This window comes from Priestia sp. 3CA3 (genome assembly GCF_056836725.1).
This window is the reverse complement of the sequence record NZ_JBXENJ010000015.1, coordinates 1-23813: the sequence shown is the minus strand read 5'-3', so window position 1 is coordinate 23813 and position 23813 is coordinate 1. Positions and strand designations below refer to the sequence as shown.

The 23813-nt window shown below is 38.4% G+C and carries 23 protein-coding genes and 2 tRNA genes; 23 read left to right on the top strand and 2 right to left on the bottom strand.

The window, feature by feature from the left end; translation table 11 throughout:
- The first annotated feature begins 12 nt into the window (after positions 1-12).
- The 8 genes from spoVT (at position 13) to AC1VNJ_RS24395 (ending at position 6100) form a co-directional block, all read left to right on the top strand.
- Positions 13-549, top strand: coding sequence for a stage V sporulation protein T (spoVT, locus tag AC1VNJ_RS24430; protein WP_028412643.1), 537 nt, complete (start codon positions 13-15; stop codon positions 547-549).
- Between the two features lie 229 nt (positions 550-778).
- Complete coding sequence (locus tag AC1VNJ_RS24425) at positions 779-2383, top strand: putative polysaccharide biosynthesis protein (protein ID WP_482641456.1); 1605 nt, start codon at positions 779-781, stop codon at positions 2381-2383.
- A gap of 12 nt (positions 2384-2395) precedes the next feature.
- Positions 2396-3856: a bifunctional methyltransferase/pyrophosphohydrolase YabN gene (gene yabN, locus AC1VNJ_RS24420; protein ID WP_482641455.1), complete on the top strand. Its 1461-nt coding sequence runs from the start codon at positions 2396-2398 to the stop codon at positions 3854-3856.
- A gap of 20 nt (positions 3857-3876) precedes the next feature.
- Entirely contained in the window at positions 3877-4143 is a 267-nt protein-coding gene (locus AC1VNJ_RS24415; RefSeq protein ID WP_013054875.1) for an RNA-binding S4 domain-containing protein, read from the top strand.
- Between the two features lie 99 nt (positions 4144-4242).
- Positions 4243-4548, top strand: coding sequence for a sporulation protein YabP (yabP, locus tag AC1VNJ_RS24410; protein ID WP_013054876.1), 306 nt, complete (start codon positions 4243-4245; stop codon positions 4546-4548).
- On the top strand, positions 4545-5168 hold the full coding sequence (yabQ, locus tag AC1VNJ_RS24405) for a spore cortex biosynthesis protein YabQ (protein ID WP_028412646.1): 624 nt from the start codon (positions 4545-4547) through the stop codon (positions 5166-5168). Before yabP ends, yabQ begins: the two co-directional genes overlap by 4 nt.
- A gap of 4 nt (positions 5169-5172) precedes the next feature.
- The gene (locus tag AC1VNJ_RS24400) at positions 5173-5544 is read left to right on the top strand and encodes an FtsB family cell division protein (protein ID WP_013054878.1); all 372 of its coding nucleotides are present in this window, start codon (positions 5173-5175) and stop codon (positions 5542-5544) included.
- Between the two features lie 88 nt (positions 5545-5632).
- Entirely contained in the window at positions 5633-6100 is a 468-nt protein-coding gene (locus AC1VNJ_RS24395; RefSeq protein WP_013054879.1) for a S1 domain-containing RNA-binding protein, read from the top strand.
- A 122-nt stretch (positions 6101-6222) separates the two neighbouring features.
- On the opposite strand, the gene AC1VNJ_RS24390 is transcribed toward AC1VNJ_RS24395, so the two are convergent.
- Together AC1VNJ_RS24390 and AC1VNJ_RS24385 are read right to left on the bottom strand one after the other, a co-directional pair.
- Positions 6223-6294: transfer RNA gene (locus AC1VNJ_RS24390), tRNA-Glu, on the bottom strand.
- Positions 6295-6304: 10 nt separating this feature from the next.
- Positions 6305-6378 (bottom strand) — tRNA-Met (locus AC1VNJ_RS24385).
- Positions 6379-6690: 312 nt separating this feature from the next.
- Here AC1VNJ_RS24385 and spoIIE point away from each other — a divergent pair.
- The 15 genes from spoIIE (at position 6691) to lysS (ending at position 23627) form a co-directional block, all read left to right on the top strand.
- Positions 6691-9168, top strand: coding sequence for a stage II sporulation protein E (gene spoIIE, locus AC1VNJ_RS24380; RefSeq protein WP_013054880.1), 2478 nt, complete (start codon positions 6691-6693; stop codon positions 9166-9168).
- A gap of 71 nt (positions 9169-9239) precedes the next feature.
- On the top strand, positions 9240-9980 hold the full coding sequence (locus tag AC1VNJ_RS24375) for a VWA domain-containing protein (RefSeq protein WP_013054881.1): 741 nt from the start codon (positions 9240-9242) through the stop codon (positions 9978-9980).
- Positions 9949-10914: a protein kinase domain-containing protein gene (locus AC1VNJ_RS24370; protein WP_482641454.1), complete on the top strand. Its 966-nt coding sequence runs from the start codon at positions 9949-9951 to the stop codon at positions 10912-10914. Before AC1VNJ_RS24375 ends, AC1VNJ_RS24370 begins: the two co-directional genes overlap by 32 nt.
- A gap of 96 nt (positions 10915-11010) precedes the next feature.
- A complete protein-coding gene (gene tilS, locus AC1VNJ_RS24365) occupies positions 11011-12387 on the top strand; it encodes a tRNA lysidine(34) synthetase TilS (protein ID WP_028412648.1) in 1377 nt (458 codons plus the stop codon).
- 27 nt (positions 12388-12414) lie between these two features.
- On the top strand, positions 12415-12954 hold the full coding sequence (hpt, locus tag AC1VNJ_RS24360) for a hypoxanthine phosphoribosyltransferase (protein WP_482641453.1): 540 nt from the start codon (positions 12415-12417) through the stop codon (positions 12952-12954).
- A gap of 93 nt (positions 12955-13047) precedes the next feature.
- Positions 13048-14958 carry an ATP-dependent zinc metalloprotease FtsH gene (ftsH, locus tag AC1VNJ_RS24355; RefSeq protein ID WP_013054885.1) on the top strand — a complete coding sequence of 637 codons (1911 nt, stop codon included), beginning with the start codon at positions 13048-13050 and terminating at the stop codon, positions 14956-14958.
- Positions 14959-15179: 221 nt separating this feature from the next.
- Positions 15180-15947, top strand: a complete 768-nt coding sequence (locus AC1VNJ_RS24350) for a type III pantothenate kinase (RefSeq protein WP_013054886.1) — start codon at positions 15180-15182, stop codon at positions 15945-15947.
- Positions 15948-15959: 12 nt separating this feature from the next.
- On the top strand, positions 15960-16838 hold the full coding sequence (gene hslO, locus AC1VNJ_RS24345) for an Hsp33 family molecular chaperone HslO (RefSeq protein WP_028412650.1): 879 nt from the start codon (positions 15960-15962) through the stop codon (positions 16836-16838).
- Between the two features lie 201 nt (positions 16839-17039).
- Positions 17040-17978, top strand: a complete 939-nt coding sequence (cysK, locus tag AC1VNJ_RS24340; RefSeq protein ID WP_013054888.1) for a cysteine synthase A — start codon at positions 17040-17042, stop codon at positions 17976-17978.
- A 97-nt stretch (positions 17979-18075) separates the two neighbouring features.
- Positions 18076-19491 carry an aminodeoxychorismate synthase component I gene (gene pabB / locus AC1VNJ_RS24335; protein ID WP_028412651.1) on the top strand — a complete coding sequence of 472 codons (1416 nt, stop codon included), beginning with the start codon at positions 18076-18078 and terminating at the stop codon, positions 19489-19491.
- Between the two features lie 2 nt (positions 19492-19493).
- The gene (pabA, locus tag AC1VNJ_RS24330; RefSeq protein ID WP_013054890.1) at positions 19494-20075 is read left to right on the top strand and encodes an aminodeoxychorismate/anthranilate synthase component II; all 582 of its coding nucleotides are present in this window, start codon (positions 19494-19496) and stop codon (positions 20073-20075) included.
- A gap of 4 nt (positions 20076-20079) precedes the next feature.
- Positions 20080-20943 carry an aminodeoxychorismate lyase gene (gene pabC, locus AC1VNJ_RS24325; RefSeq protein ID WP_033580816.1) on the top strand — a complete coding sequence of 288 codons (864 nt, stop codon included), beginning with the start codon at positions 20080-20082 and terminating at the stop codon, positions 20941-20943.
- A gap of 21 nt (positions 20944-20964) precedes the next feature.
- Complete coding sequence (gene folB, locus AC1VNJ_RS24320; RefSeq protein ID WP_028412654.1) at positions 20965-21324, top strand: dihydroneopterin aldolase; 360 nt, start codon at positions 20965-20967, stop codon at positions 21322-21324.
- Positions 21325-21870: a 2-amino-4-hydroxy-6-hydroxymethyldihydropteridine diphosphokinase gene (folK, locus tag AC1VNJ_RS24315; RefSeq protein ID WP_033580815.1), complete on the top strand. Its 546-nt coding sequence runs from the start codon at positions 21325-21327 to the stop codon at positions 21868-21870.
- Between the two features lie 272 nt (positions 21871-22142).
- The gene (gene lysS, locus AC1VNJ_RS24310; RefSeq protein WP_013054894.1) at positions 22143-23627 is read left to right on the top strand and encodes a lysine--tRNA ligase; all 1485 of its coding nucleotides are present in this window, start codon (positions 22143-22145) and stop codon (positions 23625-23627) included.
- The last annotated feature ends 186 nt before the right edge of the window (positions 23628-23813 follow it).

Genomic DNA, 23813 nt, shown 5'->3' with positions numbered 1-23813 from the left:
AGGCTTCAATGAATGAAAGCAACAGGTATTGTTCGTCGTATTGATGATTTGGGTCGCGTTGTGATTCCAAAAGAAATTAGAAGAACACTTCGCATCCGAGAGGGAGACCCGCTAGAGATTTTCGTCGATCGCGATGGAGAAGTTATTTTAAAGAAATATTCGCCAATTAGTGAATTAGGAGATTTTGCAAAAGAGTATGGCGAAGCGCTATACGATAGCTTAGGTCATCCTGTACTTATTTGTGACCGCGATGTATTTATTGCGGTAGCAGGAAGCTCTAAAAAAGAATACTTAAATAAAAACATTAGTTCTTTAGTAGAATCTGTTATGGAAAGCCGCAGTTCTTCTTTAGTAACTGATGGGAAAAACCTTGAATTTGTCGATGGATACGAAGAAAATATTTCTTCTTACACAATCGGTCCGATTATTGCAAATGGAGATCCGATTGGAGCTGTTGTCATCTTCTCAAAAGAGAAGTCTCTTGGTGAAGTAGAGCATAAAGCAGCCGAAACGGCAGCTAGCTTCTTATCTCGTCAAATGGAGCAGTAAGCGTAATTATCTTTATTTTACATTATTTACTGAAAAGGTAGCAGTTTCTGCTACCTTTTTTCATGCTGTCTTACCTTAGAAATAAAGAGAACATGATATAATGGTACGGTATTTTATTTATTGGAAAGTGCAGGATGTTTTATAAGAACAAAGCGCTATTCTTCTACAGTTAGCGGCTCATAAAAAGCATTGTTCACATAATTACAAGCTGCAGGTGAAAGGTGTAGGAATGCAGAAACAATCAAAGCTCTATTCTATTTTTAACGGCGCGATTATTTTAACGCTCGCAGGTTTATTTACGAAAATCTTAAGTGCTACTTACCGTATTCCATATCACCATATTGCGGGAGATATAGGGTTTTATATCTATCAGCAAGTTTATCCGCTATATGGAATTGCGCTACAGCTAGGTACATACGGTTTCCCTGTAATTATTTCAAAGTTAGTAGCCGATTATGTGGCAACAAATCGGAGAAAGGAAATCCGAGGAATACTTCAAGTTTCATTTGCTTTTTTGTTTGTAGTAGGCTGCATAATGTTTTCCCTCCAATATATCTTTGCAGAAACGATTGCCGAGTGGATGGGAGATCGTCAGTTAACGCTTCTCATTCAAATTATTTCATTTTCGTTTTTACTTATTCCGTTTATTGCTGTCATTCGTGGTTATTATCAAGGATTATATAATATGTTTCCTACTGCGTTGTCTCAAATCGCAGAACAAATTGTTCGAGTAGGGACTATTTTGTGCCTATCTATTTTCTTTATCCACCATGGGTATGGTCCTTATACTGCAGGAGCAGGAGCTATTTTTGGTTCCATAACAGGCGGTATAACATCTCTTATTATTTTATGTTTATTTGTTTTTAGAACAAAGACAAATTCTAAGGGAGTATTTCAACGCATAAAAAAAGCAGACATCAAAAAAGTAGTGAAAATCCTTATTATTCAAGGTTTATTAATTTGTATCAGCGCTATGGGTCTGCTGTTTATTCAGCTTATTGATTCCTTTACATTATATTCCGGTCTGACGGCGCATGGCATGGCTGAACAGGCAGCAAAAGTTTCAAAAGGTATTTATGACCGTGGACTTCCGTTGATTCAATTAGGTACAGTAGTAGGTACAGCTTTTTCACTTTCACTTGTACCCGTTATTTCTTCAGCCATTGCGAAAAAGAACTTGTCATTTGTGCTTGAAAAAGTTCAGCTGTCTCTCCGACTATCGCTTGTAGTCGGAGTTGGAGCAGCCTTTGGCTTGATTGCGCTGATGAAACCCATTAATATGCTTTTATATAGTAACTCCGACGGAACGGACGTTTTACAAATTTTGAGCTTGTTAGTTATATTTACAACCGTAGCAGCAACTGCTGGAGCTGTGCTTCAGGGGATGGGAGCTGTTTTCGCACCTGTAATAGCCGTCATCGCTGGCATGACGGTTAAACTGATATTGAATCTTTGGCTAATACCAGATTTTCAAACCATAGGAGCAGCCATTGCTTCCTCAGCTGGATTCGCTATTGTTGCAGCAATCAATCTATTTTGTCTGTATAAAAAGCTAGCTGTATCGCTCGTTCCGAAAAAGGCGAGTGGAGGTATTTTTATAACGGGCATAGCAATGGTCATTCTTTTACAAAGCTATTTATTTTGTTTATATCACTTTGTATGGTCTAATGGTTTAGATACAAGCAAACAAGTGGTTGAAACAGGATCTGGTGTTTTAATAGGCGGTTTGTTTTATTTGTTTATCATTATGAAACAACATATTTTTACCGAAGAGGAATTACGTTTACTTCCAATGGGAAGTGTTTTAGCTAAATACGTATTAAAAAATAAATAAGAAGGTGAAGCAATGACAGGTAAAGTAACAGTTATTGGTTTAGGAGCAGGCGATTTAGAGCAGCTACCCGTAGGCATCTATCGCTTGCTGCAGCAGGAAAAGCATATTTATATGCGCACAAAAGAACATCCTGTAATCAAAGAATTAGAAAGTGAAGGCTTGACGTACGTATCCTATGATGACGTATACGAATCTTATGATGGATTTGAAGAGGTATATGAACATATATCAAATGATTTAATCGATAAAGCTTCAGTAGAAGAAGTGGTGTATGCCGTTCCCGGGCATCCTTTAGTGGCAGAACGTACGGTTCAATTACTTTTACAAAAAGGAAAAGAACGCAGCATTCCTGTTGAAATTAAAGGGGGACAAAGCTTCTTAGATCCAATTTTTGGCGCACTAAAGATCGATCCTATTGAAGGATTTCAGCTGCTAGACGGAACAGACTTAAAGCGAAGCGAAATAGAGTTAACGGGTCATGTTCTAATTGCTCAAGTGTACGATCAGTTCGTTGCTTCAGAGGTAAAACTAACGCTGATGGAACACGTTCCTGATGATTACCTCGTTTACATTGTAACGGCAGCGGGAAGCAGTGAAGAAAAAATCCAGCCGGTCAAGCTGTATGAATTAGATAGAGAAATGTCGCTCAATAACTTAACGACTATTTATGTCCCTCCAGTAGCGGACGAAACGGTTTTATACCATCAATTTGACTCATTCAGAAGGATTATTGCCACGCTCAGAGGGCCAAACGGATGTCCTTGGGATCAAAAACAAACGCATGAATCGCTCAAGCGCTATTTGCTAGAAGAGTCTTATGAGTTATTAGATGCAATTGACCGTCAAGATGACGATAATATGATTGAAGAGCTCGGTGATGTATTGCTGCAGGTATTGCTTCATGCACAAATCGGTGAAGATGAAGGAATGTTTTCAATTGATGACGTCATTCGCAGTGTTTCAGAGAAAATGGTAAGACGCCATCCGCATGTATTTGGGGAAGTGAGCGTGAATGCTGCAGATGAGGTCTTAAAAAATTGGGATGAAATCAAAAAAGAAGAAAAAGGAGAGGAGCCTTCTTCTCTGTTAGCTTCTGTACCTAGGGCTATGCCTTCTTTAATGAAAGCGCACGGATACCAAAAACAAGCTGCAAAAGTTGGTTTCGATTGGTCAGAAGTTGAACCTATGTGGGAAAAAGTACAGGAAGAACTTGCTGAATTCCAAGATGAAGTACAGCATGCTGATAAAGAAAAAATGAGCGATGAATTTGGAGATATTTTATTTGCTTTAGTGAATATTGCAAGATTTTATAAAATCGACTCTGAAGCTGCATTAGCTAAAACGAATACAAAATTTTTAAATCGATTTCAATATATTGAAGAAAAAGTGAGAGCTTCTGAAAAACCATTTGAATCTTTTTCGTTAAAAGAGTTAGATGAATTTTGGGAAGAAGCCAAAAAAACAGGTTTGTAAAACAGAAAGGTGAGGGAATTATGAGGTTAGATAAATTTTTAAAAGTATCACGTTTAATTAAGCGCCGTACATTGGCAAAAGAAGTATCAGACAAGGGCCGTATTACGATTAATGGTATCGTTGCAAAAGCAAGCACAAATGTGAAAGTAGGAGATGAATTAGCCATCACATTTGGCACGAAGAAAATTACCGTTAAAATAGAGGCTCTTCAAGAAGCAGCTAAAAAAGAAGAAGCAGCTAATTTGTACTCAATTGTCAAAGAAGAGCGTATTTCATCTGAAGTATAACTGATGAAGGCTTGTTCTAAATCACCTTTCTCATTCATATGTTTTAAACAACAGATAACAAGAGCGAATGCTCTTAATGAATGAGGTGGGGATGAAGATATGAGCCAATTTTATGAAACAAGCAATTCAAACAAAGACCATACTCCAAATCATGATTTAGTGATGAAGGGTCGGCGTCTCTTAGATATCACGGGTGTGAAGCAGGTAGAGAGCTTTGACAATGAGGAATTTTTACTTGAAACAGTGATGGGTTTCTTGTCAGTTAGAGGGCAAAATCTGCAAATGAAAAATTTAGACGTTGATCAAGGAATTGTATCGATAAAAGGAAAAATCTTTGATATAGTTTACTTAGATGAGAACCAATCGGAGAAGGCTAAAGGATTCTTTAGTAAGTTGTTTCGATGAGTTTAAACATTCAGCTCTATACAATGCTTGCGATGGTATCGATGGGAAGCGGTTTAGGTGCTTCTCTCGATACTTATCGTTACTTTGTTAATCGCTCTAAATCACGCCCATGGTTTGTATTTGTAAATGACGTATTGTTTTGGATGGTGCAAGCTCTTCTCATTTTTTATGTGTTGTTTTTAGTGAATGAAGGAGAACTGCGTTTGTATGCGTTTCTTGCTTTGTTTTGCGGCTTTGCCGCGTATCAAAGCTTATTTCAATCACTGTATTTAAAAGTATTAACATTTACTGTCTCGAGCGTATTAAGTTTATATCGAGGTGTTTTAACGCTTAGTAATATTTTTTTGGTCAAGCCTATCCGCTTCTTTATTCATATTCTACTTGTAGTCGCTTTAGGGATCTACCGAGCTGTTCATAAGCTGCTCGTATTCTGTCTAAAGCTTATTTACTTACCGACTAGGTGGGTTCTTTTCGTATTTTGGAGAATGATGCCTAAACCTGTAAAACGATTTTTACATATGGGTTTTCGGTATATAGAAGGAATTTACAATCGTGCAAAGAATATGATAATGAGAGTCGTTGCATGGGTGAACACTTTAAAAAACAAGGGGGACGACTAATTCAATGAGTGCGGTACGAAAAAAAAAGGTCGCGAAGTTAAATACTGATTATAGCCATAAACAAGAACAAATTAAACAAAATACAGATCGAAAGCGTATCGGTTTAATTAGGCGTTTGACTGTTTTCGGAGTGTTGGCCTTAATCATTGGTGGATTGATGGTATCAGCTTTAATTACGCAAACCTCAGCTATTGAGAACAAAAAAGCTGAGAAGGTAAAATTAGAACAGCAGCTGACAAAATTACAAAGCAAGCAAAAACAGTTAAAAGGTGAAATCGTCAAGTTAAATGACGATGATTATATTAAAAAGATTGCCCGCAGAGATTATTTTTTATCAGAAGACGGGGAAATTATCTTTAATGTAAAAAAAGACTAAACGTATGGTTCGTTGACAGTGTATTTTTGCTTTTTGTATAATATAATAAATTGATTTCTTTTATCATTTAAGGAGGAGCATTTTTTTTATGTCAATCGAAGTAGGCAGCAAGTTACAGGGAAAGGTAACAGGTATTACGAACTTTGGAGCTTTTGTTGAGTTACCAGGAGGTTCAACAGGCTTGGTTCATATCAGTGAAGTAGCTGATAATTACGTAAAGGACATTAACGACCATTTAAAAGTGGGCGACGAAGTTGAAGTCAAAGTAATTAACGTTGAGAAAGATGGTAAAATTGGTCTTTCAATTAAGAAAGCGGTAGACAAACCAGAACGTCCAGAAAGACCAGAGCGTCCTGCAAGAGCGCCACGCTCAGACCGTCCACGTGATTCACGCCCACAACGTAATAACAATCGTGGTGGCGGTAATGATTTCCGTACAAAAGAAACATTCGAACAAAAAATGAATCGTTTCTTAAAAGACAGTGAAGAACGTTTATCTTCCCTAAAACGCCATACCGAATCAAAACGCGGTGGACGCGGTGCAAAACGCGGTTAACTTGCTGCTTATATCAAATAGATAGCGAGTTTTTGGAAAGTACCTTTTATCTAAAAGGTGCTTTTTTTATATGTAAAAAAGAGTAGAAAAAAAAGCATGTACTTGTTGTACATGCTTTTTGATGACCCGTACGGGATTCGAACCCGTGTTACCGCCGTGAAAGGGCGGTGTCTTAACCGCTTGACCAACGGGCCGTTATTCGAGTAGCGGCGGAGGGGATCGAACCCCCGACCTCACGGGTATGAACCGTACGCTCTAGCCAGCTGAGCTACACCGCCATTATACGTTCTCTAAAAGACATTTATAATAATATAAAAAAGCAGGGTTATTGTCAATAACTTTTTTGTTATTTTTATAGACTTTTATTTGCTTTTAAAAAAGAATGATGAGCATAGGCTTTCTCTGGGGCGAACAGTATCTCTCATATTTTTTAAATCTCCATGTAAGATTGTACATCTTTTTGTATAGTTTTCAATATAATACTAGAAAATAGTCGAACGATTATAGGTATTTTGCTAGTCCGTTTGACAAAATTTCACCTTTCGCCGCGATATAATAACGAATAAGTATAATTAGCGGGTGGTGGGAGAATGCAAAAGACGGAAAGAGATTTTGCAAGTCCAACAACAGAGGCGGTATTTAACCGAACTAGATTAGAAATGTCCCGTGTATTTACAAAGGCGGGTATGAAAACGGAAAAGGTGTTATTTCAATGGGGATTATTGCTGCTAGTCGTAGGTTTCTTATTAGGACGAGCGTTAATTTTAATGAAAATCATGCCATTTGCTTTGCCATTCTTTGCAGCCGTAATGGCTATAAAGAAAGAAAAAGCACCGTTAGCAAGTTTAGCCGTATTGGCAGGGGCATTTAGTGTTTCCATTCAAAATGGAGGTACCGTATTTGCTACACTATTTGTTTTCTTACTAATTCATCGATTTAGCGGCATACTGACAATGGATCCGTTAAAGAAACTGCCGTTCACTGTATTTAGCGCGATGTTACTTACAAAACTAACTATTTTTTATGTATTTACCAAGGAATTCACCATGTATGATTTTACATTTGTGGCAGTAGAAGCAGGGTTGAGCTTTATCTTAACAATGATTTTCCTACAAAGCGTGCCTTTAATTTCATATCGAAAGCGAAAACAATCATTAAAAACAGAAGAAGTGATTTCTCTTATTATTTTGTTGGCATCTGTTATGACAGGGACAATAGGGTGGATGATTTACGGCCTTTCGGCTGAACATATATTATCTCGTTACTTAGTACTAGTTTTTGCGTTTGTATCTGGCCCTACGATAGGAGCTACGGTCGGGGTCGTAACCGGTTTAATTTTAAGTTTCGCGAATGTTTCTAGTTTGTACGAAATGAGTTTACTCGCTTTTTCTGGCTTGCTTGGAGGACTTTTAAAAGACGGTAAAAAGCTAGGGGCAGCTCTAGGGCTGGTTGTTGGTTCATTGCTAATTGGCCTATATGCTCAGGCAGATCAAGGATTGACGACTAATTTGTATGAATCACTGACGGCCGTTGTCCTATTTTTATTAACCCCATCTTTTGTTTTGAAAAACTTAAGTAAACTAGTACCAGGGACATCTGAAAATATGCTTGAACAACAGCAGTACGTGCGTAAGATCCGAGATGTAACAGCAAATCGCGTAGAACAGTTTTCAAATGTTTTTCAAGCACTTTCCAAAAGCTTTACGCAAAATGGATTTTACGATGAAAAGCCAAGCGCTGATAAAGAAGTTGATTATTTCTTAAGCAGCGTTACCGAAAGGACGTGCCAATTTTGTTTTAAAAAAGAACAATGCTGGGCACAGCAGTTTGATACAACCTATGAATATATGAAGGAAATTATGCTTGAAGTTGATAATGGCACTCTTGAACAAAATCCAAGGCTAATTCGAGAAATGGACAAACATTGCGTGAAATCGAAAAAAGTCATCGATGTGATTGAGCATGAACTTACGTATTTTAAAGCCAATCAGCACTTAAAAGCACAAATTCAAGAAAGTAGAAGGATTGTAGCAGAACAGCTTCACGGTGTCTCTGAAGTCATGGGGAATTTTGCAAAAGAAATTAAGCGAGAGCGCGAAAATTTAAATGTACAAGAAGAACAGATTTTAGAAGCTCTTCGTAACTTTGGGATGGAAATCAATCAAATTGAAATTTATAGCTTAGAACCTGGAAATGTAGATATTGAAATGTGGGTGCCATATTGTCACGGAAGAGGAGAATGCGAGAAAATTATTGCGCCAATGCTTACGGATATTTTAGGTGAAAGTATTGTAGTAAAGAACGAAGAATGTGCTAAATATCCTCAAGGCTATTGCCACGTTTCGTTTGGCTGTACAAAAGCATACGTTGTTGATACAGGCGTAGCACATGCTGCTAAAGGCGGAGGGTTTGTATCCGGTGACAGCTATTCCATGATTGAGCTAAACGCCGGTAAATATGCACTAGCTATTAGTGATGGCATGGGAAATGGAGAGCGTGCCCACTATGAAAGCAGCGAAACGCTTCAGCTGTTAAAACAAATTTTACAAACAGGAATAGAAGAGACAATTGCAATTAAATCGATTAACTCTATTTTATCCCTGCGTACAAACGATGAGATCTTTTCGACCTTAGATTTAGCGATGATTGATTTACAAGATGCCAATGTAAACTTCTTGAAAATCGGTTCTACGCCAAGCTTCATCAAACGCGGAGATAAGGTTATTAAAATACAGGCAAGCAATTTGCCAATGGGCATTATTGAAGAATTTGAAGTGGATGTTGTGAATGAACAAATGAAGGCGGAAGACTTGTTAATTATGATGAGTGACGGTGTATTTGAAGGACCGAAACACGTTGAGAACTACGAAATGTGGATGAAGCGAAAAATTGGCGAGCTTCAAACAAACGATCCACAAGAAATTGCAGACTTAATTATGGAAGAAGTTATTCGAACAAAATCAGGTTTAATTGAAGATGATATGACGGTAGTTGTGGCAAAACTTCAGCACAATACCCCGAAATGGTCATCGATTCCTTCTTACGCTTATCGTAAAAAAGCACAATAGTTAGATAGAAGTATATTTTATCTCCTCCTCGTCTATCATGTTAATACTGATAATGAGGAGGGGATTTTTTTATGAAAAAAGGTACATTGAAACAGATGTTGGTCATTACGGACGGTGGTTCAAATACAGGTGAAGATCCGGTAGCAATGGCTGCACTAGCTAAAGAACAAGGAATTAGTGTAAACGTTATTGGTGTGATGGAAGAGGATACAATTGATGAGCAAAGCACGAATGAAATAGAAGGCATTGCCATGTCAGGCGGTGGCGTGAGTCAAATTGTTTACGTAAAACAGCTGTCTCAAACTGTTCAAATGGTTACAAGGCAGGCAATGACGCAAACACTTCAAGGCGTTGTAAATAAAGAACTTCAGCAAATTCTAGGTTCCTCTAATTCAAGATTAGAAGAGTTATCCCCTGAGAAGCGAGGAGAAATCATGGAAGTGGTTGATGAACTTGGGGAAACGGTTGACTTAGAGATTCTTATTTTAGTTGACATGAGCGGAAGTATGAAAAATAAGCTCCCTACTGTAAAGGAGTCGCTGTTAGATTTATCGTTAAGCTTGAATGCTCGCATGGGGCACAATCAATTTTCAATCTTTTTATTTCCTGGGAAAAAGAAAGATGTAGAGAAGCTAATGGACTGGAATCCAAGATTAGAGTCGCTTTCAACGATTTTCCCAAAACTAACAGCAGGAGGTATTACGCCTACTGGACCGGCTATCAAAGAGGCTACTCATTATTTCACCAAAAAGCGCTCATTGAGAGGGTTGTTAAAAAATAATGAACAATACATTGAAGAATCAGGTATGTAACCTATCTCCGGGAACAGAAATTCAAGGGAAATGGCATCACGTCCATTATAAAATTCTTGAGAAATTAGGCGTGGGAGCAACTGGAGTTGTCTACTTAGTCCAATTAGTAAACGGAACGCTAGCGGCGTTAAAAATAAGCTTTTCCAACATGTCCGTTACAGCAGAAGTGAATGTATTAAAAAAGTTGTCTCAAGTCAAAGACAAAGTGCTAGGACCGCGTTTACTTGATGTAGATGATTGGAGCTATGGTTCTCAAGCTCTTTCTTTCTATGTAATGGAGTATGTGAAAGGGCAGCCTCTCCTTTCTTTTATCTCAACAAGAGGGACAGAATGGTTGCAAGTGTTTGCAAGTCAGCTCTTAACAGACTTAGAAAACCTTCATGAAGAAGGGTGGGTATTTGGCGATTTAAAACCCGAAAACCTGGTCGTAACATCTAACCCCGTAAAAGTTCGATGGATCGACGTGGGAGGAACAACTCTGCAAGGGCGGTCAATAAAAGAATTTACCGACTTTTATGATCGAGCGCACTGGGGGCTTGGCTCCCGAAAAGCAGAACCGACCTATGATTTGTTTGCCGTATCTATGGTTTTGATTCACGCGGCTTATGGCAAGCGAATTAATAAAACAGACAAACCGGCTGAACAATTAAAACAATTTATATTAACAACAAAGCAGTTGGAACCTTTCGGAGACGTTTTGTATCAAGCGGTTACGGGAAAGTATAAGTCAGCTAAAGAAATGAAAACAGAGGTGTTATCGGTCGAAAAAAGAAGAGGGGCAAAAAGTAGAGGAACAAAGCCTCAAAACGTTCGTCAACCGTCTGCCCCTCGTGTTAAAGTAAAGAAGAAGCGTTCTCACGTGTTAGAGACGCTACTACTTTGTACGTCTGTAATGTTGATTTATATTTTGTATCTATTTATTCAAGTGCTATAAAGTTTGGAGAAATTGTGAAACTTTCCTTATAGTCATTCGTATAAAGTAAATTAATGATACATTATTGCGTGTACATTATAAGGATGAGTCATTCCTATGGAAAAGCAAGTGAACAATTTTATGACAAAACATCAGTTATTATCCGCAGGCTCTACGGTGGTTGTAGGTATTTCTGGTGGTCCTGATTCTTTAGCGCTGCTGCATTTCTTATGGAGTCTGAAAGAGCAAAAATCTCTTACGATTATTGCTGCTCATGTTGATCATATGTTCCGGGGCCAAGAGTCACAGCAAGACATGGAATATGTGCAGAACTACTGCAAACAATTGAATATTAAATGTGAGGCGAAGCAGATTGATGTTACTGCCTATCAGAAGGAAAGAAAGCTATCTTCTCAAGTAGCTGCCAGAGAATGCCGCTATGCATTTTTTACTCATGTTATGAAGAAGCACAAAGCAAACCTTCTTGCATTAGGACATCACGGAGATGATCAGATTGAAACGATGTTAATGCGAATGGTTCGAGGTAGTACGATGAATGGATACGCAGGGATGCAGCCCAAGCGGCCATATGGGCATGGATTTATTATTAGGCCTTTCCTAGCCGTAACGAAAGAAGAAATCAATCGCTACTGTAAGCTACATGGGCTTACACCTCGAATTGATCCGAGTAATGAGAAAGACTCGTACACGAGAAATCGGTTTCGTCATTACGTTTTGCCATTTTTAAAGCAAGAAAACGTCGCTGTACATGAAAAATTTCAACAATTTAGCGAGAACTTGCATGAAGATCAAGCATACTTAGAGGAATTAACGACCGATGTGATGAATAAAGTAATGAGAAAGAAATTGCAAAATGAAATTCTCATTGATAGAGATTGTTTTCTAAGGATACGCAAGCCTTTACAAAGGCGTGGTATTCAACTAATATTAAACTATCTCTATAAAGAAATTCCTCCAACCCTTTCCTCAGCGCATGTTGACACGTTAGTAGGATTTTGTGAAAGTGAAAAACCGTCTGGGACGCTTGACTTTCCAAATGGTTTACGCATTATCCGATCTTACAACGACTGTCTTTTCACCTTTAATGAGGGGAACATCGAGCCATATGAATTTATTGTTCCGATTCCAGGGGTCGTTGAGCTTCCAAATGGTCACCAGCTTATTTGTGAAATACATAATAAAGTCGAAGATATAAAAGGAAACGATGTTTTTCTTTTAGATGAAGCTCACGATTTACAATCATTAAAGGTAAGGACACGAAAAAATGGCGATAAAATGCGAGTAAAGGGCATGAAGGGACATAAAAAAGTAAAGGATATTTTTATCGATGAAAAAATCCCTTTACACTTCAGAGATCATTGGCCGGTAGTGGAAGATAGCCAAGGAACTATTTTGTGGCTACCTGGTTTGAAAAAATCTGCTTATGAACTGCATACACATAAGTCCAGATATGTTATTTTATACTATAAGTAGCGAAAACTTCTAGGAGGCAAGTAAGGAATGAAGCAGGATATTCAAGAAATTTTGATTTCAGAACAAGAAATACAACAGAAAGTAAAAGAATTGGGTAAGCTATTATCTGAGGAATACGCTGACCGTTTTCCTTTGGTAATCGGTGTACTAAAAGGCGCTATGCCTTTTATGTCTGATCTAATTAAGCGTGTTGATACATATTTAGAAATGGATTTTATGGATGTATCAAGTTATGGCAATGCGATGGTTTCTTCTGGTGAAGTAAAAATCCTAAAAGATTTAGATACATCAGTTGAAGGTCGAGACATTCTTATCTTAGAGGATATTATCGACAGCGGCTTAACACTTAGCTATCTTGTAGAGTTATTCAAGTACCGTAAAGCTAAGTCAATTAAGATTGTCACACTCTTAGACAAACCAACAGGTCGTAAAGCAGCTATTAAAGCAGATTACGTTGGATTTGAAGTACCTGATGCGTTCGTAGTAGGGTATGGATTGGATTATCAAGAAAAATATCGTAACCTGCCGTATATTGGGGTTCTTAAACCGCAAGTATACAGCAATTAAGAAGCACATATCCAAGTGCAATTTATTGGATAGGATAAATGTTCTATGTTAGTATTGAATACAGTATTTGTTTATCGTGGGAGGAGGTAAGAAATGAATCGGATCTTCCGTAATACCATCTTTTATTTACTTATATTTTTAGTCATTATTGGCGTGGTAAGCTTCTTTAGTGGCTCTAATCAAAAAGCAGAACCAATGAGATACGATACATTTGTTCAACACTTAGACAAAGGTGATGTGAAATCACTCTCTATGAAGCCTGAAAGAGGCGTGTATGTTGTGCAAGGAAAGTTAGATTCTTATAAAAAGGATCAAACGTTCCAAACTTACATCGTAGATGGTGACAAAGCACTTGATCGTATTGACGCTGCTTCAGAAAATAATCAAGTAGAAGTTGATTTTAAACCTGCTGATGAAACAAGCGGCTGGGTAACGTTCTTTACGTCAATCATTCCGTTTGTTATTATTTTCATCCTATTCTTCTTCTTACTGAACCAAGCTCAGGGCGGCGGAAGTCGTGTTATGAACTTCGGTAAGAGTAAGGCTAAGCTTTACAGCGAAGAAAAGAAAAAGGTTAAATTTAAAGACGTAGCTGGTGCAGACGAAGAAAAGCAAGAACTTGTGGAAGTTGTTGAGTTCTTAAAAGATCCTCGTAAATTCGCAGAGCTAGGTGCAAGAATTCCGAAGGGTGTCTTACTTGTGGGACCTCCTGGTACTGGTAAAACATTATTAGCAAGAGCTGTTGCTGGTGAAGCAGGCGTTCCTTTCTTCTCTATCAGTGGTTCGGACTTTGTTGAAATGTTTGTTGGGGTCGGTGCTTCTCGTGTTCGTGATTTATTCGAAAATGCGAAGAAGAATGCTCCATGTATTATCTTTATTGATGAAATCGATGCTGTAGGTCGTCAACGTGGCGCAGGTCTTGGTGGTGGACACGATGAGCGTGAACAAACATTGAACCAGTTGCTTGTTGAGATGGATGGTTTTGGTGCTAACGAAGGTATCATTATTATTGCAGCAACAAACCGCCCGGATATTTTAGATCCAGCGTTATTACGTCCAGGCCGCTTCGACCGTCAAATTACGGTAGATCGTCCAGATGTAAATGGCCGTGAAGCAGTGCTTAAAGTACATGCTCGCAATAAGCCTTTAGATGAATCAGTAAACTTAAAAGCAATTGCTATGCGTACGCCAGGTTTCTCAGGTGCAGATTTAGAAAACTTGTTAAACGAAGCTGCCTTAGTAGCTGCTAGACAGGACAAAAAGAAAATTGAAATGGTCGATATTGACGAAGCAACAGACCGCGTAATTGCAGGTCCAGCTAAGAAAAGTCGAGTTATTTCTAAAAAAGAACGCAATATTGTTGCTTATCATGAAGCAGGACATACAATTATCGGTGTCGTATTAGACGAAGCTGATATGGTACATAAAGTAACCATTGTTCCACGTGGGCAAGCTGGTGGATATGCTGTTATGTTACCAAAAGAAGATCGCTACTTTATGACGAAGCCAGAGCTGCTGGATAAAATTGTTGGATTGCTTGGTGGTCGCGTAGCTGAGGAAATTATTTTCGGCGAAGTGAGTACAGGTGCTCACAATGACTTCCAGCGTGCAACAAGCATCGCTCGTAAAATGGTAACAGAATACGGTATGAGTGAAAAGTTAGGACCAATGCAATTCGGTCAATCACAACAAGGCCAAGTATTCTTAGGTCGTGATTTACACAGTGAACAAAACTACAGTGATGCGATTGCTCATGAAATTGATAATGAAATCCAACGTTTCATTAAAGAAAGCTATGAGCGTGCGAAGCAGATCTTAACGGAAAACCGTGACAAGTTAGAGCTTGTAGCTCAAACATTGTTAGAAGTAGAAACGTTAGACGCTGAGCAGATCAACCACTTAGTAGATCATGGAACTCTTCCAGACCGTTCTAGTCACGTAACAGATGAAGATGTTAAAGTAAACATCCAAACAAAGACAGACGATGAAGAGCCAAAAGCATAAGATCAAAAAAGATCAGTGGAGACAATCTCCACTGATCTTTTTTATTTGGTAGAAGTTAGGTTTGGCAAAAAGTTTTTCATATATATAGTGGATAAGTAGGATATCCACTAGAGAATTGTGTCATTATATTCCTATTTTATCTAGAATATACACGTCTATTTACCAGTTATGGTATGATGGTTTCAGTGTGAATACTGAATTTAAATAAAGTGGTGATTGAAATGATTTTTGTATTAGATGTTGGAAATACCAATACGGTATTAGGTGTATACGATGGAGATGAATTAAAGTACCATTGGCGTGTAGAAACAAGCCGTAATAAAACAGAAGACGAGTATGGCATGACAATCAAAGCCTTGCTTGAGCACGTTAGTTTATCTTTTAAAGATATTCATGGTATTATTATTTCCTCTGTTGTTCCTCCTATTATGTTTGCATTGGAGAGAATGTGTCAAAAGTATTTTCATTTAAAGCCGCTTGTTGTTGGTCCTGGAATTAAGACGGGTTTAAATATTAAATATGAAAATCCACGTGAAGTGGGAGCAGACCGTATTGTCAATGCTGTTGCTGGAATTCAGCTGTACGGAAGCCCTTTAATTATCGTTGATTTTGGTACCGCAACCACATATTGCTACATTGATGAAAATAAGCAATATATGGGTGGTGCAATTGCCCCTGGTATTAATATTTCGACAGAAGCTCTTTATTCAAGAGCATCTAAGCTTCCGCGTATTGAAATTGCGCGACCAAATAGCATTGTTGGGAAAAATACAGTATCTGCGATGCAAGCAGGTATTTTATATGGATACGTTGGACAAGTAGAAGGAATTGTAGCAAGAATGAAAGAGCAAGCAACAGTAAATCCTAAAGTTATTGCTACTGGAGGACTCGCAACATTGATTGCTAAAGAGTCGGATATTATTGATATTGTGGATCCATTTTTGACTTTAAAAGGATTACAAATAATCTATACAAAAAATATGGAGTAAGAGGTGTATATTATGGGCGACTATTTAGTAAAAGCACTAGCTTACAATAGTCAAGTTCGCGCTTATGCGGTAAAAACAACGGATACAGTTGGAGAAGCGCAGCGCCGTCACTATACATGGCCTACAGCCTCTGCAGCATTGGGACGTTCAATGACTGCGGGAGTTATGATGGGGGCTATGCTAAAAGGTGAGCAAAAGCTAACAATTAAAATTGAAGGCCGCGGCCCAATTGGTGTTATCTTAGTAGACAGCAATGCCAAGGGTGAAGTGCGTGGATATGTAACGAACCCGCAAACGCACTTCGATTTAAATCAGCATGGAAAATTAGATGTAGCACGTGCTGTAGGTACAGATGGTACGCTGAGTGTTGTAAAAGATATCGGGATGCGTGATCAATTTAATGGACAAGTACCTATCGTATCGGGAGAATTAGGAGAGGATTTCACGTATTATTTCGTGACATCTGAGCAAGTTCCATCTTCAGTAGGTGTAGGTGTACTTGTTAACCCTGATAACACAATCTTAGCTGCGGGTGGATTTATCATTCAGCTTATGCCAGGAACAGATGATCAAACGATTACAGCTATTGAACAACGTTTACAAACGATTGAACCCATTTCAAAACTGATCCAAAAAGGTCTTTCTCCTGAGGAAATCTTAGAAGAAGTTCTTGGAAAAGAAAACGTAAAGTTTCTAGAGACAATGCCTGTAGAGTTCAAATGTCAGTGCTCAGAAGAAAGAATTGCTAATGCCATTATCAGCTTAGGAAAAGAAGAGATTCAATCGATGATTGAAGAAGACGGCCAAGCTGAAGCACAGTGTCATTTTTGTAATGAAACCTATCGTTTTGATAAAAAGCAGCTAGAAGAAATGAAAGAACAAGCAATTTAAATGAAATAAAAGATTCTTTAAAGGCGTCATTTTATAAATGAACGCCTTTTTTTATAAGTGTTAAGTCCTATTTATGTATATATTGATCTAAAAATATAACAAAAATAGGTAAATGGAAAGACAAAATGATTGACAATTTAGAAAACATCTGATAAATTGTATACAAAATCAATAAAATTAGTTGGTATTAGGAGTGGTCATATGGCACGTATTGCAAATTCAATTACAGAGTTAATTGGTCAAACACCAATCGTAAAACTAAACCGTCTAGTTGAAGAAGATATGGCGGATGTATATTTAAAATTAGAATTTATGAACCCAGGAAGCAGCGTAAAAGATCGTATCGCATTAGCAATGATCGAAGATGCTGAAGCAAAAGGTGTATTGAAGCCTGGAGACACCATCATTGAACCAACAAGCGGTAACACAGGAATTGGCTTAGCAATGGTAGCTGCAGCAAAAGGATACCGTGCTATTTTAACAATGCCTGAAACGATGAGTATTGAGCGTCGTAATCTGCTTCGTGCGTACGGTGCAGAGTTAGTGTTAACACCAGGTCCAGAAGGAATGAAAGGTGCGGTTAATAAAGCAACTGAGCTTGCAAAAGAGCACGGCTACTTTATTCCTCAGCAGTTCCAAAATGAAGCTAACCCAGAAGTGCACCGTCAAACAACGGCTAAAGAGATCATCGAGCAGTTTGGCGATCAGCTAGATGGATTTGTGGCAGGTATTGGTACTGGCGGTACTATTACAGGTGCTGGCGAAGTATTAAAAGAAAAGTATCCAAACATCAAAATTTATGCGGTAGAGCCAGCTGATTCTCCGATCTTAAGTGGTGGTCAACCAGGACCTCATAAAATTCAAGGAATCGGTGCAAACTTTGTTCCGGATACGCTTAACACGGAAGTATATGACGAAGTTGTCGCTGTTCAAAACGACCAAGCTTTTGAATATGCACGTAAAGTAGCAAAAACAGAAGGCGTACTAGTAGGTATCTCTTCTGGGGCTGCGATTTATGCTGCGTTAAAAGCTGCAAAACAGCTAGGAAAAGGTAAAAAAGTGTTAGCGATTATTCCAAGTAACGGTGAGCGTTACTTAAGTACTCCATTGTTCCAATTCGAGGAACAAACACAAGCATAAAAACCATAAAAGAACAGCTTCTATACGAAGCTGTTTTTTTTCATCTGAGAATCATGTAAAATGAAAGCAGGTGATTTATTTTTAGGAGAGTGAACAAATGCAGCAAAGAATGACTTGGGGCGAATCTATTTCTATCTCTAAAAACCAATGGTTCAAAAAATATCAAGAGTTGTCAAAAGAGGAACCGAATCATATCCTGCTTGAAAGCGGTCGAGGCGGAAAGTTTCAAATGATGGGATTAAAACCTGTAGCCATTTTGCGAGGCGAACAAAACGAGCTTCATATCAAAACGGATGGCCAAGCTACTGTTCAAAAAGGTAATCCGCTTCATCTTATGCGAGACTGGATGAAGAAGTTTGAAGCAGAGGTGAATCCAGATCTTCCTCCTTTTCAAGGTGGAGCAATTGGCTTTATTAGCTATGATTATATCCGCTATGTAGAAACCATACCTGATCTTGCTGAAGATTCATTGAAAACGCCGGACGTTTATTTCCTTATTTTCGATGACGTATTTGTATACGATCAAGAAAAGGAAAAGCTCTGGATTATCGTTAACGATGAAGCAGATTGTAAAGAGCAGGCACATAAGCGTATTGATCAATACAAAAAGGACTGGATGGAGGCAAGTGCTGAAGGGCTCTCATATGAGCGTATTCATCGTGTTGCCGAAAAGAGTGAGGTTTCAATGTCTGAAGCTGCTTTTTCAGATGCCACAACTCGCGTACATGAGTACATCGGTCAAGGCGATGTGTTTCAAGTGAACTTATCTGTTCGACAGTCTCAACAGCTTCAAACTCATCCTATGCATATCTACGAACAGGTACGAAAAATCAACCCGTCTCCTTATATGTCTTATATGCAGACAGAAGAATTTCACATTGTGAGCTGTTCACCAGAACTATTAGTGAAAAAAGCCGGTGACGAAATCAGTACGAGACCAATTGCGGGAACGCGCTCTCGCGGTAAGGATGATCAAGAAGACCAACAGTTAGCGGATGAGCTTATTCATAACGAAAAAGAGCGTGCAGAGCATGTGATGCTTGTTGATTTGGAGCGTAATGACCTTGGTAGAGTAAGCGACTATGGTACCGTTCATGTTGACGAGTTTATGGTTATTGAAAAGTATTCACATGTGATGCATATTGTGTCTAATGTAAAAGGCAAGCTCGCGCGCAATAAAGATTTTGTAGATATTGTAGATGCGGTTTTTCCTGGAGGAACGATTACTGGAGCGCCTAAAGTTCGTACAATGGAAATCATTGAAGAACTTGAACCTGTAAGGCGAGGAATTTATACAGGATCGATTGGTTGGATTGGGTTTAATGGAGATATGGAATTAAATATTGCGATTCGCACTATGATTATTCAAGACGGCCAAGCTTATGTGCAGGCTGGTGCGGGTGTTGTAATTGATTCAAATCCGAAACACGAATACAAAGAATCACTGAAAAAAGCAATTGCACTATGGAAAGCAAAAGAGCAGAGCGAAAATGAGCTGAGTGAGGGTGAGTAAAGATGATATTAATGATTGATAATTATGATTCTTTTACGTTTAATTTAGTACAGTATTTAGGTGAGCTAGGGCATGAGCTTCTTGTAAAAAGAAATGATGAAATTACACTTTCTGAAATTGAAGTGCTAAATCCAGATTTCTTGATGATCTCCCCGGGACCTTGTAGTCCTAACGAAGCGGGAATCAGTTTAGAAGCCATCGAGTATTTTGCAGGTAAGATTCCAATATTCGGCGTATGCTTAGGGCATCAGTCGATTGGGCAAGCTTTTGGAGGGAATGTGATTCGTGCGGATAAATTAATGCACGGTAAAACATCTGAAATGCATCATGATGGCCGTACTATCTTTAAAGGTCTTGATAATCCGTTCACGGCAACTCGATATCATTCTTTGATTGTAGAAAAAAGTTCACTGCCGGATTGCTTTGAGATTTCAGCGTGGACAGCAGAAGATGAAATTATGGCGATTCGCCATAAATCATTACCTATTGAAGGGGTACAGTTCCACCCTGAATCTATCATGACTTCTTATGGTAAAGAAATGCTGAAGAATTTTATTGAAACTTACGAAAAAAAGCGAGTGTAATGATATGTATATATACGTCAATGGTGAAGTAAAGCCTGCGTCTGAAGCCACTATTTCTCCGTTTGATCACGGATATATGTATGGTCTAGGGCTATTTGAAACGCTACGAGTTTATGATGGTCATCCATTTTTAGTGGAAGACCATCTGGATCGACTGCGTAGCAGCTTACGTGAATTAAATATTGTATGGGACTACTCCACACAGGACGTGTTGGCAATTATTAATAGTCTGTTAATGAAAAACAATGAGAGAAATGCGTATGTTCGATTAAATGTTTCAGCAGGAAATGGCGGAATTGGACTGCAAGTGGAAGAATACGACAAGCCATCTACAATTGTATACATGAAATCAATGCCTCATCCATCGAGCCCCCTTGTAAAAGAGGGGCTTATTCTTGAGACAAAGCGAAATACGCCCGAAGGAACCGTGAGGTTGAAGTCTCATCATTATTTAAACAATGTACTGGCTAAGCGAGAAGTTGGTTCAGACTTAAATAAAGAGGGTATTTTTTTAACAAAAGAAGGGTTCTTAGCCGAAGGTATTGTGTCCAATTTATTTTTTGTAAAAGATGATTGTGTATATACACCGTCTCTTGAAACAGGTATCTTAAATGGAATTACGAGACAGTTTATCTTTACGCTTTTAAAAAAGAAAAACATAGAAGTTGTAGAAGGTTTATTTACGGCGGAACAGCTTTTGGAGAGTGATGAAGCTTTCGTTACAAATTCCATTCAAGAAATCGTACCTCTTCGAAGTATAAAGGATAAGAAGTTTTCAGTCGGAGACCATACGTTAACAGCTCAGTTGCAAAAAGAGTATCGCTCTTACACGATGTCGCTAATGAGTCGACGCGAGCTACATGTATAAAAGCGAAAGGAGAGGCTAAAGATGGATAAAATTTATGTGAATGATATGCGTTTCTATGGATATCATGGTGTATTTCCAGAAGAAAATAAATTAGGGCAGCGTTTTCACGTGGATTTAACTGTAGAACTAGATTTAAAACAAGCTGGTACTACGGACAATTTAGAATACTCGGTGAGCTATGCAGATTTATACCAAACATGCCAGGAAGTTGTAGAGAAGCGCACGTTCAAGTTAGTTGAAACGGTGGCCGAAACGATTGCATCTGAATTGCTTGCTAATTACGAACTCGTGCAGGCTTGTACAGTAAAGGTATATAAGCCTGATCCGCCAATTCCCGGTTATTATCAATCGGTAGCTATTGAAATTAAAAGGAGCCGTTGAATGACAACAGAAGCATATATTGCATTAGGATCAAATATTGAAAATCGAATGGAACATTTGAAGTCGGGAGTTACTGGCTTGATGAAACATTCTGAGGTTAAGGTAGTGGCTGTTTCATCTGTTTATGAAACGGCCCCGGTCGGGTATACGAATCAAGCAAGCTTTTTAAACATGGTAGTAAAAATACAAACAACGTATTCGTCAGAGCAACTTTTAGATTGTTTGCAAGCCATTGAACAAGCGGCAGGTCGAAAAAGAGAGATTGTATGGGGACCTAGAACCCTTGATTTGGATATCTTACTTTATAGTAATGAAATCATTCATACGGATAGGCTGAACGTCCCTCATCCCCGAATGTTTGAACGGGCGTTTGTGATGGTTCCTCTGAACGAACTAGCTCCATCTCTTATTCTCCCTGTAGCAGAAGAAAAAGTTGAAACCATCACAAAACGGTTATCGGATTTAAAAGATGTAAAATTATTTCGAGAGCAAACAACTGATATACTAGATATGTTCGAAAATAATAGGAATGATTTACATAAGTAAAAATGAATCTTATTAGTTGATTCATTTTTATATTGGCGTAAAGTAGAGTTCACAGTGAAAACTTTAAGGTTTGGGTTCGCAGGTTGTTGGTTTATTCGGTAGCTTGTTAGAGAAATCGAAGAAAAAGAGAAGCGAAGCAAGAATAAAGCGATTTGACATAGAGAAACGACTGAACCTATAATAATTTTAAAGAAACGTAGTAGTTGCCAGTAAACATGCTGGCCTTTTTTCTGTTTCGGAAAACTTAATTATACGATGGAGATGAGTAAACGATGAGTCATGAAGAATTAAATGATCAATTTCTCGTTCGTCGCGAAAAAATGAGCAACCTACGAGATCAGGGTATTGATCCGTTTGGTCAACGTTTTGAACGTACACATACATCACAGCAATTAATTAGTGAGTATGACGAGTTAACAAAAGAACAGTTAGAAGAAAATGAAGTGCCTGTGTCACTAGCTGGTCGTATTATGACAAAGCGTGGAAAAGGAAAAGCAGGTTTCGCTCACGTTCAAGATTTAACAGGACAAATTCAGCTTTATGTACGTAAAGATGCAATTGGCGAAGAACAGTACGAAATCTTCAGCAGCGTAGATATCGGTGACTTGGTAGGGGTTGAAGGTGTTTTATTCAAAACAAAAGTTGGCGAACTTTCTATTAAAGTAAAAGATTTCACGTTACTAACAAAAGCGCTTCGTCCACTTCCAGATAAATATCATGGTTTAAAAGATATTGAACAGCGCTATCGTCAACGTTACTTAGATTTAATTACAAACCCAGAAAGTAAACAAACATTTATCTCAAGAAGCCGCATTATTCAATCGATGCGCCGTTACTTAGATAATCACGGATACTTAGAAGTTGAAACACCGATGATGCATTCAATCGCAGGTGGAGCAGCAGCTCGTCCGTTTGTGACACACCACAATGCGCTTGATATGGAACTTTATATGCGTATTGCGATTGAACTTCATTTAAAACGTTTAATCGTAGGTGGATTAGAAAAAGTATATGAAATTGGCCGTGTATTCCGTAATGAAGGTGTATCTACACGTCACAATCCTGAATTTACAATGATCGAATTGTACGAAGCGTATGCGGACTACAAAGATATCATGGCTTTAACAGAGAACTTAATTGCACACATTGCGCAAGAAGTACTTGGCACAACAAAGATTCAGTATGGTGATCAAGAGGTAGACCTAACGCCAGAATGGACAAGACTTCATATGGTCGATGCTATTAAACAATATACGGGCGTAGACTTCTGGGGAGAAACATCTGTTGAAGAAGCTCGTGCTTTAGCAAAAGAACACGGGGTAGAAATCACTGAACATATGCAATATGGACATATTGTAAATGAATTCTTTGAACAAAAAGTAGAAGAGCAGTTAATTCAACCGACGTTCATTTACGGACATCCTGTAGAAATCTCTCCACTTGCTAAGAAAAATGCGGAAGATCCGCGTTTTACTGACCGTTTTGAGCTGTTTATCGTGGCGCGTGAACACGCGAACGCATTTACAGAGCTAAATGATCCAATTGACCAACGTGAGCGCTTTGAAGCTCAGTTGAAAGAGAAAGAACAAGGAAACGATGAAGCACATGAGATGGATGATGACTTCATTGAGGCATTAGAATACGGTATGCCACCTACAGGTGGTCTAGGAATCGGTATTGACCGCCTTGTTATGTTACTAACAAATGCACCGTCAATCCGTGATGTACTATTATTCCCACATATGCGTCAACGCTAAAAAAAGAGATGGCTACGGCCATCTTTTTTAGGTATTAATATTAGAAAATTTAAACTTTTAATTTACCTCTTGTTTTTATGAAAACGATTTGGTATATTTATATCTGTTGCTAACGCAGATAAGCGAAAACAACAAAAAGAAATAAAAAAAGTTGTTGACATTACGTTGATAACTTGATAAGATAGT